The sequence below is a fragment of the Acidovorax sp. MR-S7 genome, from assembly GCF_000400995.2.
GTDB lineage: Bacteria > Pseudomonadota > Gammaproteobacteria > Burkholderiales > Burkholderiaceae_C > MR-S7.
The window spans coordinates 1-8,214 of sequence record NZ_DF238961.1; the positions used below are offsets into that span (position 1 = coordinate 1).

General features: G+C 64.0%; 15 protein-coding genes and 1 pseudogene. 14 read left to right on the top strand and 2 right to left on the bottom strand.

The features are described 5' to 3' along the window. The 13 genes and pseudogenes from AVS7_RS24000 to AVS7_RS18130 all read left to right on the top strand — a co-directional run. A pseudogene (locus tag AVS7_RS24000) lies at positions 1-72 on the top strand (elongation factor Tu); the annotation flags it as partial. Between the two features lie 27 nt (positions 73-99). Then, positions 100-411, top strand: a complete 312-nt coding sequence (rpsJ, locus tag AVS7_RS18075) for a 30S ribosomal protein S10 (RefSeq protein ID WP_003059431.1) — start codon at positions 100-102, stop codon at positions 409-411. A gap of 228 nt (positions 412-639) precedes the next feature. Beyond that, positions 640-1,314 (top strand): 50S ribosomal protein L3, encoded by a 675-nt coding sequence (rplC, locus tag AVS7_RS18080; RefSeq protein ID WP_020229463.1) that lies wholly within the window; start codon positions 640-642, stop codon positions 1,312-1,314. Beyond that, a complete protein-coding gene (gene rplD / locus AVS7_RS18085) occupies positions 1,314-1,934 on the top strand; it encodes a 50S ribosomal protein L4 (protein WP_020229464.1) in 621 nt (206 codons plus the stop codon). Before rplC ends, rplD begins: the two co-directional genes overlap by 1 nt. Then, complete coding sequence (rplW, locus tag AVS7_RS18090; RefSeq protein WP_024001798.1) at positions 1,931-2,245, top strand: 50S ribosomal protein L23; 315 nt, start codon at positions 1,931-1,933, stop codon at positions 2,243-2,245. The genes rplD and rplW overlap by 4 nt, the downstream gene beginning before the upstream one ends. 3 nt (positions 2,246-2,248) lie before the next feature. After that, positions 2,249-3,073, top strand: a complete 825-nt coding sequence (gene rplB, locus AVS7_RS18095) for a 50S ribosomal protein L2 (RefSeq protein WP_020229466.1) — start codon at positions 2,249-2,251, stop codon at positions 3,071-3,073. Positions 3,074-3,083: 10 nt separating this feature from the next. Next, complete coding sequence (rpsS, locus tag AVS7_RS18100; RefSeq protein ID WP_024001800.1) at positions 3,084-3,359, top strand: 30S ribosomal protein S19; 276 nt, start codon at positions 3,084-3,086, stop codon at positions 3,357-3,359. Positions 3,360-3,368: 9 nt separating this feature from the next. Then, positions 3,369-3,701 (top strand): 50S ribosomal protein L22, encoded by a 333-nt coding sequence (gene rplV, locus AVS7_RS18105; RefSeq protein ID WP_020229468.1) that lies wholly within the window; start codon positions 3,369-3,371, stop codon positions 3,699-3,701. A 16-nt stretch (positions 3,702-3,717) separates the two neighbouring features. Continuing rightward, on the top strand, positions 3,718-4,593 hold the full coding sequence (rpsC, locus tag AVS7_RS18110; RefSeq protein ID WP_020229469.1) for a 30S ribosomal protein S3: 876 nt from the start codon (positions 3,718-3,720) through the stop codon (positions 4,591-4,593). Positions 4,594-4,595: 2 nt separating this feature from the next. Next, a complete protein-coding gene (gene rplP / locus AVS7_RS18115; RefSeq protein ID WP_020229470.1) occupies positions 4,596-5,012 on the top strand; it encodes a 50S ribosomal protein L16 in 417 nt (138 codons plus the stop codon). A gap of 11 nt (positions 5,013-5,023) precedes the next feature. Continuing rightward, positions 5,024-5,221 (top strand): 50S ribosomal protein L29, encoded by a 198-nt coding sequence (gene rpmC / locus AVS7_RS18120; protein ID WP_020229471.1) that lies wholly within the window; start codon positions 5,024-5,026, stop codon positions 5,219-5,221. A 9-nt stretch (positions 5,222-5,230) separates the two neighbouring features. Next, positions 5,231-5,500, top strand: a complete 270-nt coding sequence (gene rpsQ, locus AVS7_RS18125) for a 30S ribosomal protein S17 (protein ID WP_020229472.1) — start codon at positions 5,231-5,233, stop codon at positions 5,498-5,500. A gap of 90 nt (positions 5,501-5,590) precedes the next feature. Then, positions 5,591-6,097 carry a peroxiredoxin gene (locus AVS7_RS18130; RefSeq protein ID WP_020229473.1) on the top strand — a complete coding sequence of 169 codons (507 nt, stop codon included), beginning with the start codon at positions 5,591-5,593 and terminating at the stop codon, positions 6,095-6,097. Between the two features lie 113 nt (positions 6,098-6,210). Here the strand turns inward: AVS7_RS18130 and AVS7_RS18135 are convergent, their stop codons facing one another. Further along, entirely contained in the window at positions 6,211-6,654 is a 444-nt protein-coding gene (locus tag AVS7_RS18135; protein WP_369799122.1) for a GNAT family N-acetyltransferase, read from the bottom strand. A gap of 113 nt (positions 6,655-6,767) precedes the next feature. Next, positions 6,768-7,430: a cytochrome b/b6 domain-containing protein gene (locus AVS7_RS18140; RefSeq protein ID WP_020229475.1), complete on the bottom strand. Its 663-nt coding sequence runs from the start codon at positions 7,428-7,430 to the stop codon at positions 6,768-6,770. A gap of 167 nt (positions 7,431-7,597) precedes the next feature. Between AVS7_RS18140 and AVS7_RS18145 the strand changes: the two genes are divergently transcribed. Continuing rightward, on the top strand, positions 7,598-8,059 hold the full coding sequence (locus AVS7_RS18145; protein WP_020229476.1) for a cytochrome c: 462 nt from the start codon (positions 7,598-7,600) through the stop codon (positions 8,057-8,059). The last annotated feature ends 155 nt before the right edge of the window (positions 8,060-8,214 follow it).

The window sequence follows — 8,214 nt, forward strand, 5'->3', positions numbered from 1 at the left end:
GGCCTGCGCTTCGCCATCCGTGAAGGCGGCCGTACCGTCGGCGCCGGCGTCGTGGCAAAGATCATTGCGTAATCCCGAGAGCTATTGAAGGAATACACAATGTCCAAGCAAAAGATCCGCATCCGCCTCAAGGCCTTTGACTACAAGCTGATCGACCAATCGGCCGCCGAGATCGTCGACACCGCCAAGCGCACCGGCGCCATCGTCAAGGGCCCCGTGCCCCTGCCGACGCGCATGAAGCGCTTCGACATCCTGCGCTCGCCGCACGTCAACAAGACCAGCCGCGACCAGTTCGAGATCCGCACGCACCAGCGCCTGATGGACATCGTCGATCCCACGGACAAGACGGTGGACGCCTTGATGAAGCTGGACCTGCCGGCCGGCGTGGACGTCGAAATCAAGCTGCAGTAATCCTGCGCTTCCCCCGGTGCGGCGCTGGCGCCGCACCCCTCATGACGCGGACTTGCCTGAAAAGGCAGTCCGCGTTATACTTTGCGGCTTCGCGTTTTTGCGCCCGGCTTTTGGGCGCGCGGACGCGGAGTTTTATCAACCTTCTTTCGCGCACTTCGGGTGCAGGGCACTCGGGTGCAAACGTATCGGCCAATTGAAGTCGGTGCGGCGAAAGCTCTGGAGAAAACAATGAGTCTGAGCAACTCCCTCGGGTTGCTGGGCCGCAAGGTGGGCATGATGCGCCTCTTCACCGATGACGGGGACGCAGTGCCTGTCACGGTGGTGGACGTGTCCAACAACCGCGTGACCCAGGTGAAAACCCAAGAGAACGATGGCTACGTGGCCCTGCAGGTCATGTTCGGCGCGCGCAAGGCATCGCGCGTGACCAAGCCCGAAGCCGGCCACCTCGCCAAGGCGGGTGTCGAAGCCGGTGAGATCGTCCGTGAATTCCGCGTGACCGAAGAGACCGCTGGCAAGTACGCCGCGGGCACCGCCGTTGCCGTGGCCGACGTGTTCAGCGTGGGCCAGAAGGTGGACGTGCAGGGTACTTCGATCGGCAAGGGCTACGCCGGCACGATCAAGCGTCACAACTTCTCCTCGCAGCGCGCCTCGCACGGCAATAGCCGTTCGCACAACGTTCCTGGCTCCATCGGTATGGCCCAGGATCCCGGCCGCATTTTCCCGGGCAAGAAGATGACGGGCCACCTCGGTGATGCCACCGTCACGACGCAAAACCTCGACGTGGTTCGCATCGACGAAGCACGCCAACTGCTCTTGATCAAGGGCGCTGTTCCGGGCTCCAAGGGTGGCTTCGTGACCGTGCGTCCCGCCGTCAAGGCCACCGCACCGAAGGGAGCGAACTAATGCAGCTCGAACTCCTGAATGAGCAGGGCCAAGCCGCGTCCAAGGTGGACGTGCCCGAGACCGTGTTCGACCGCCAGTACAACGAAGACCTGATCCACCAGATCGTCGTCGCCTATCAGGCCAATGCCCGCCAGGGCACGCGCGCCCAGAAGGACCGCGAGCAGGTCAAGCACTCGACCAAGAAGCCCTTCAAGCAGAAGGGCACCGGCAACGCACGCGCCGGTATGACCTCCTCGCCGCTGTGGCGTGGGGGCGGTCGCATCTTCCCGAACCTGCCGGAAGAAAACTTCTCGCAGAAGATCAATAAGAAGATGTACCGCGCCGGCATGGCGTCCATCCTGTCGCAGCTGGCCCGCGAAGGCCGCTTGGCCGTGGTGGATTCGCTGAAGCTGGAAAGCCCCAAGACCAAGGTGCTGGCCGACAAGTTCAAGGCCATGAACCTGCAATCGGTGATGGTGATCGCCGATGAGGTCGATGAAAACCTGTACCTCGCCTCGCGCAACCTGAAGAACGTGTTCGTGACCGAACCGCGTTATGCAGACCCCGTGTCGCTGGTGCACTACAAGAAAGTGCTCGTCACCAAGGGCGCGATCGACAAACTCAAGGAGATGTTCGCATGAGCACACCCAAGTTTGACGAAGGTCGTCTGATGCAGGTGTTGGTTGCTCCCATCGTGTCCGAGAAGGCCACCATGGTTGCCGAGAAGTCCAACGCCGTGACGTTCAAGGTGCTGCAGAACGCTACCAAGCCCGAGATCAAGGCCGCCGTGGAACTGATGTTCAAGGTGGAAGTGAAGGGCGTTTCTGTGGTGAACACCAAAGGCAAGACCAAGCGCTTTGGCAAGACCGTCGGCCGCCGCGACAACGTGCGCAAGGCCTACGTGCTGCTGAAGGAAGGTCAAGAGCTGAACCTGTCCGGGGAGGCTGCGTAAACCATGGCCGTTATCAAGTTGAAACCCACCACTCCGGGCCAGCGCGGCACGGTGAAGGTGACGCGCAACCACCTGTACAAGGGTGAGGCGTTCGCTGCTCTGCTGGAACCCCAGCACCAGAAGGCTGGCCGTAACAACAACGGCCACATCACCACCCGCCACAAGGGCGGTGGCCACAAGCACCACTACCGCGTGGTGGACTTCCGTCGCAACAAGGACGCCATCCCCGCCAAGGTGGAGCGCATCGAGTACGACCCGAACCGCACGGCCCACATCGCCCTGGTGTGCTATGCCGACGGTGAGCGCCGCTACATCATCGCTCCGCGCAACCTGGAAGTGGGCGCGACCATCGTGAGCGGCTCCGAAGCCCCGATCCGCGTGGGCAACACGCTGCCGATCCGCAACATCCCGGTGGGTTCGACCATCCACTGCATCGAGCTCAAGCCCGGTGCCGGTGCCCAGATCGCCCGCTCGGCCGGTACGTCCGCCACGCTGCTGGCCCGCGAAGGCATCTACGCCCAGGTGCGTATGCGTTCGGGCGAAGTGCGCAAGATCCACATCGAGTGCCGCGCCACGATCGGCGAAGTCGCCAACGAAGAACACAGCCTGCGCCAGCTCGGCAAGGCCGGCGTGAAGCGCTGGATGGGTATCCGCCCGACGGTGCGTGGCGTTGCCATGAACCCGATCGACCACCCGCACGGTGGTGGCGAGGGCCGTACCGGTGAAGGCCGTCATGCGGTTGACCCATGGGGCAACCTGACGAAGGGCTACCGTACCCGTAACAACAAGCGCACACAGACCATGATCGTGTCGCGCCGCAAGAAGTAAGGGGTAGCAAATGACTCGCTCTCTCAAAAAGGGTCCGTTTGTTGACCATCACTTGCTGGCAAAGGTCGAGAAGGCCATCGCCACCAAGGACAAGAAGCCCGTCAAGACCTGGTCGCGCCGCTCCATGGTTCTGCCCGATTTCATCGGCCTGACCATCGCCGTGCACAACGGCAAGCAGCACGTGCCGGTCTACGTTACCGACCAGATGGTGGGCCACAAGCTGGGCGAATTCGCCCTGACGCGCACCTTCAAGGGTCACCCCGCCGACAAGAAGGCCAAGAAGTAAGGAACGACCATGTCTGAAACACGTGCAGTCCTCCGTGGCGTCCGCTTGTCGGTTGACAAGGGTCGCCTGGTCGCGGACCTGATCCGCGGCAAGAAGGTGGATCAAGCCCTGAACATCCTGGCTTTCACGCAGAAAAAAGCTGCCGTGATCGTCAAGAAGGTGCTGGAGTCCGCCATCGCCAACGCCGAGCACAACGACGGCGCCGATATCGACGAGCTGAAGGTCAAGACCATCTTCGTCGAGCAGGGCACCACGCTCAAGCGCTTCACCGCGCGCGCCAAGGGCCGCGGCAATCGCATCAGCAAGCCGACCTGCCACATCTACGTGACCGTGGGCAACTGAGGCCAAAGGGAAGAATATGGGACAGAAAATCCATCCTACCGGCTTCCGCCTTGCAGTGAGCCGCAATTGGGCCAGCCGCTGGTACGCGAGCAACCGTGACTTCGCCGGCATGCTGGCCGAAGACATCAAGGTGCGCGAGTACCTGAAGGCCAAGCTCAAGAACGCCGCCGTGTCGCGCGTGCTGATCGAGCGCCCCGCCAAGAACGCCCGCATCACGATCTACTCGGCACGTCCGGGCGTCGTGATCGGCAAGAAGGGCGAGGACATCGAGAACCTGAAGAAGGAACTTGCCACCCGCCTGGGCGTGCCGGTCGCCGTGAACATCGAGGAAGTGCGCAAGCCCGAAATCGATGCCAAGCTGATCGCCGACTCGATCACCCAGCAGCTCGAAAAGCGCATCATGTTCCGCCGCGCCATGAAGCGCGCCATGCAGAACGCGATGCGTCTGGGTGCCCAGGGCATCAAGATCATGTCCTCGGGCCGCCTGAACGGCATCGAAATCGCACGTACCGAGTGGTACCGCGAAGGCCGCGTGCCGCTGCACACCCTGCGCGCCGACATCGACTACGGCACCTCCGAAGCCAAGACCACCTACGGTGTGATCGGCGTGAAGGTGTGGGTCTACAAGGGCGACACGCTGGGCCGCAACGACCTGCCTGCTGCCGAGACGCCGCGCCCTGAAGAAGAGCGCCGTCCCCGTGGCCCCCGCCGCGATGGCCGCCCTGGCGACCGCGCAGGCCGTGGTGGTGCACGCCGTCCGATGGGTGGCAATGCCGCTCCTGCCGATGGCAGCGACAAGCCCGCTGGCGCCGGTGGCGCCGACGCAACCGCCGTTAAGCGCGTTCGCAAGACTGACGCGCCCGCTACAGCAGCGGACGGCAAAGGAGAATAAACATGCTGCAACCTGCTCGCCGCAAGTTCCGCAAGGAGCAAAAAGGCCGCAACACCGGCGTCGCCACGCGTGGCAACTCGGTGGCTTTCGGTGACTTCGGTCTGAAGTGCACGGACCGCGGCCGCCTGACGGCCCGCCAGATCGAGGCCGCACGCCGTGCGATCTCCCGCCACGTCAAGCGCGGCGGCCGCATCTGGATCCGTGTGTTCCCCGACAAGCCGATCTCCACCAAGCCCGCAGAAGTGCGTATGGGTAACGGCAAGGGCAACCCCGAGTACTACGTGGCCGAGATCCAGCCCGGCAAGATCGTGTTCGAGATCGTCGGCGTTCCCGAAGAACTGGCCCGTGAAGCGTTCCGCCTGGCTGCCGCCAAGCTGCCGCTGCGCACCACGTTCGTTGCCCGTCAAATTGGCGCCTAAGGAGAATCAACATGACGAAAGCTGCTGAACTCCGCCAAAAGGACGTGGCCGGCATCGAAGCCGAAATCAAGTCGCTGCAAAAGGCCCATTTCGGCCTGCGCATGCAGAAGGCCACGCAGCAACTGGGCAATACCGGTACGCTGCGCGCCACGCGCCGCGACATCGCGCGCGCCAAGACCATTCTTGCTGAAAAGCAAGCCGCCAAGTAAGGAGCCGACATGACGGAAGCTAAAACATCCCTCAAGCGCACCTTGGTTGGCAAGGTGGTCAGCGACAAGCGCGCCAAGACCGTGACGGTTCTTGTCGAGCGCCGCGTGAAGCACCCGATCTACGACAAGATCATGATCAAGTCGAGCAAGTACCACGCCCATGACGAAAATGGCGAGTACAAGCTGGGCGACACCATCGAGATCACGGAAAGCCGTCCGCTGTCCAAGACCAAGAACTGGGTCGCTACGCGCCTGGTGCAAAAGGCAGCGCTGGTCTAAGACCCGCGCAAACCTGGCCTCCCGCCAGGGCCATGAGAAACGACCCACAATGTGGGTCGTTTTTTTTCATCCATGCACAAGGAGCATCCCATGATCAAAGTCGGCGACACCCTGCCCGCCATCACGCTGATGGAATATTCGGAGGTCGAAGGCAACGGCTGCAGCATCGGCCCCAACCCGGTGGACGCGCAGAAGGCCGCCGCGGGCAAGACGATCGCCCTGTTCGCCGTGCCGGGCGCTTTCACGCCGACCTGCTCGGCCAAGCACGTGCCGGGCTATGTCGAGAATGCCGAGGCGCTCAAGGCCGTCGGGGTTGACGAGATCTGGTGCCTGTCGGTGAACGACGCCTTCGTGATGGGCGCCTGGGCTCGCGACCAGAAGACCGATGGCAAGGTGCGCATGCTGGCCGATGGCGACGCGGCCTTCGCCAAGGCCACGGGCCTGACGCTGGACCTCAATGGCAAGGGCCTGGGTCTGCGCAGCAACCGCTATTCCATGCTCGTGAAGGACGGGAAGGTGGTGGCGCTCAACGTCGAGGCGCCTAGCAAGTTCGAGGTCAGCGACGCAGCCACGCTGCTCTCCCAGGCGCGCGCATAAAGCTGCTGCGCCCTTTCGCAAAACGCCACGCCTGCACACTGCAGGCGTGGCGTTTTGCTATCTAAAAGAGAGCTGCTTGCGCTTGCTGGACGGGCGCTAGAGGCCTGAAAGGCTCAAGAAATGTCGGCTTTCAGGTAATGCGAGCCCGCGATGGGGTTGTGGTAGTAGGGCGGGATCTCCACGAAACCCAGCTCCGCATAGAGCGCGCGGGCCGACTCCATGCCGTCCAGCGTGTCCAGCAGCACGCAGGCATAGCCGGCCTGGCGCGCCGCATCCAGGATGGCCTCGGCCAGCTGCCGGCCAAGTCCGAAGCCGCGGAAGGCCTTGCGTACGTACAGGCGCTTCATCTCGCTGGCGTTGGGGTAGTCGGCAGAGTCCAGGGGGCGCAGGGCGCAGCAGCCGGCGATGCTGCCTTCGACCTCGGCCAGCAGGATCTGGCCGCGCGGCGCGGCATAGTCGCCCGGCAGGTCTGCCAGCTCCTGGGCGAAGTCCTGGAACGCCAGGTCCACGTCCAGGCTGTCGGCGTATTCCTGGAAGATGGCGCGCACCGCATCCATCTCATGCGGCTGGGTGGGAATGAACAGGGTGACGGCGGGTGGCTGGTCCACTGGTGGCGTTGTGTTCGGCTGACGATGAAGGGTCAGTGTAGCCGCATGCCCCGGGAGGGGCGTCAGAAAGCCCCCAGGCCCGACACCCACCAGGCCAGCGCACCGCTCAGCGCCAGCACGACGGCCGCGCCCGCGCGGGAGGCTATGTCGTCGCGCGAGGGCGATGCGGGCCGCGGCAATTGCTTGTCGCCCCCCAGCATCGGGCGCACCAGCGTGCGCTTGCGCACCAGCACGTAGAACAGGATGGCCAGCAGGTGCAGCCCGACGAGGGCATAGAGCAGGTACTGGCCCACGTCCTTGTGGTACCACGTAGCCTGCCCCACCACGCTGCCCGGGACGAAGCGCGTGAGCGGGCCGGCGAAGGCGATCTCGTCATCGCTCACCAGGCCGCTGCCTACCTGCAGCAGCAGCACGGCGAGCAGGGCGAATACCGACAGCGCGCCCAGCGGGGAGTGGCCCACGTCGTCCTCCCCGCCGCCGCGCAGGTAGCGCCACAGGCGGGTGGGGGAGTAGAGAAAGCTCGCGAAGCGCGACCAGCGCCCGCCCACCAGCCCCCAGACCAGGCGGAACACCAGCAGCGCCAGCATCACGTAGCCCAGCCGCAGGTGCCATTCCATGGCGTTGCCACCCAGCTTGGCGGTGGCGACCAGGGCGATGGTGGTGGCCGCCAGCGACCAGTGGAACAGGCGGGTGGGCAGATCCCAGACACGGACCGTGTGTTGCATGGCAGATTTCAGCAAAGGCAATGACGTTGCAGGATATTCTGCCCAGGCCGCAGAGAGAGCGCCTTGCGGTATATCCGACGAGATTGCCCGTGCTTGGCCTCCCGCCGGCCCGGCGCCAGCGGATACTTGGCGCCGTTCAACCCCACGAAAAGAAAGGTGCCATCGCCATGTCGCTGAAATCCATCGCCTTCGCCGCCGCCGCTTCGGCGGGTCTGCTGCTGTCGCTGCCCGCCGCGGCCCAGTTCGCCAAGCCCGAGGACGCCATCAAGTACCGCCAGGGCGCCCTGTTTGTCATGGGCCAGCATTTCTCGCGTCTGGGCGCCATGGCCAACGGCCGTGTGCCGTTCGACGCCAAGGCCGCGCAGCAAAACGCCGACGTGGTGGCTTCGCTGGCCAGCCTGCCCTGGGCCGGCTTCGGCCCGGGCACGGACAAGGGCGCGCCCCACAAGGCCAAGGCCGGCGTGTGGACCGAGCAGGTCAAGTTCCAGGAGCATGCCGACAAGCTCGTGGCCGAGTCCGCCAAGCTGGCCGCGGCGGCCAAGACCGGCAACCTGGACAACCTGAAGGCCGCCTTCGGCCCCACGGCCAATTCCTGCAAGGCCTGCCACGATGCCTACCGCGACCGCTGATCTGGCGCTATCGTTTGAATAGCTGCTGTCGCTTGCCAGTCAAGCGAAAAAGGCCGATTTCGTTAAGAAATCGGCCTTTTGCTTTGGCTCTGTCACAAATCTGTGTTGGTAGTATGTGGGCCAACGCGTTGACGGAGTGGGTTTGCCATGCGGAA

What these genes read in the sequence shown, in the direction of transcription:
- rplV (WP_020229468.1), top strand. Translation starts at nt 3,369, where the DNA reads ATGTCTGAAACACGTGCAGTCCTCCGTGGCGTCCGCTTGTCGGTTGAC.
- rplB (WP_020229466.1), top strand. Translation starts at nt 2,249, where the DNA reads ATGGCCGTTATCAAGTTGAAACCCACCACTCCGGGCCAGCGCGGCACG.
- rpmC (WP_020229471.1), top strand. Translation starts at nt 5,024, where the DNA reads ATGACGAAAGCTGCTGAACTCCGCCAAAAGGACGTGGCCGGCATCGAA.
- AVS7_RS18130 (WP_020229473.1), top strand. Translation starts at nt 5,591, where the DNA reads ATGATCAAAGTCGGCGACACCCTGCCCGCCATCACGCTGATGGAATAT.
- AVS7_RS18140 (WP_020229475.1), bottom strand. Translation starts at nt 7,430, where the DNA reads ATGCAACACACGGTCCGTGTCTGGGATCTGCCCACCCGCCTGTTCCAC.
- rplC (WP_020229463.1), top strand. Translation starts at nt 640, where the DNA reads ATGAGTCTGAGCAACTCCCTCGGGTTGCTGGGCCGCAAGGTGGGCATG.
- rplW (WP_024001798.1), top strand. Translation starts at nt 1,931, where the DNA reads ATGAGCACACCCAAGTTTGACGAAGGTCGTCTGATGCAGGTGTTGGTT.
- rpsS (WP_024001800.1), top strand. Translation starts at nt 3,084, where the DNA reads ATGACTCGCTCTCTCAAAAAGGGTCCGTTTGTTGACCATCACTTGCTG.
- rpsJ (WP_003059431.1), top strand. Translation starts at nt 100, where the DNA reads ATGTCCAAGCAAAAGATCCGCATCCGCCTCAAGGCCTTTGACTACAAG.
- rpsQ (WP_020229472.1), top strand. Translation starts at nt 5,231, where the DNA reads ATGACGGAAGCTAAAACATCCCTCAAGCGCACCTTGGTTGGCAAGGTG.
- rpsC (WP_020229469.1), top strand. Translation starts at nt 3,718, where the DNA reads ATGGGACAGAAAATCCATCCTACCGGCTTCCGCCTTGCAGTGAGCCGC.
- AVS7_RS18145 (WP_020229476.1), top strand. Translation starts at nt 7,598, where the DNA reads ATGTCGCTGAAATCCATCGCCTTCGCCGCCGCCGCTTCGGCGGGTCTG.
- rplP (WP_020229470.1), top strand. Translation starts at nt 4,596, where the DNA reads ATGCTGCAACCTGCTCGCCGCAAGTTCCGCAAGGAGCAAAAAGGCCGC.
- rplD (WP_020229464.1), top strand. Translation starts at nt 1,314, where the DNA reads ATGCAGCTCGAACTCCTGAATGAGCAGGGCCAAGCCGCGTCCAAGGTG.
- AVS7_RS18135 (WP_369799122.1), bottom strand. Translation starts at nt 6,654, where the DNA reads ATGGATGCGGTGCGCGCCATCTTCCAGGAATACGCCGACAGCCTGGAC.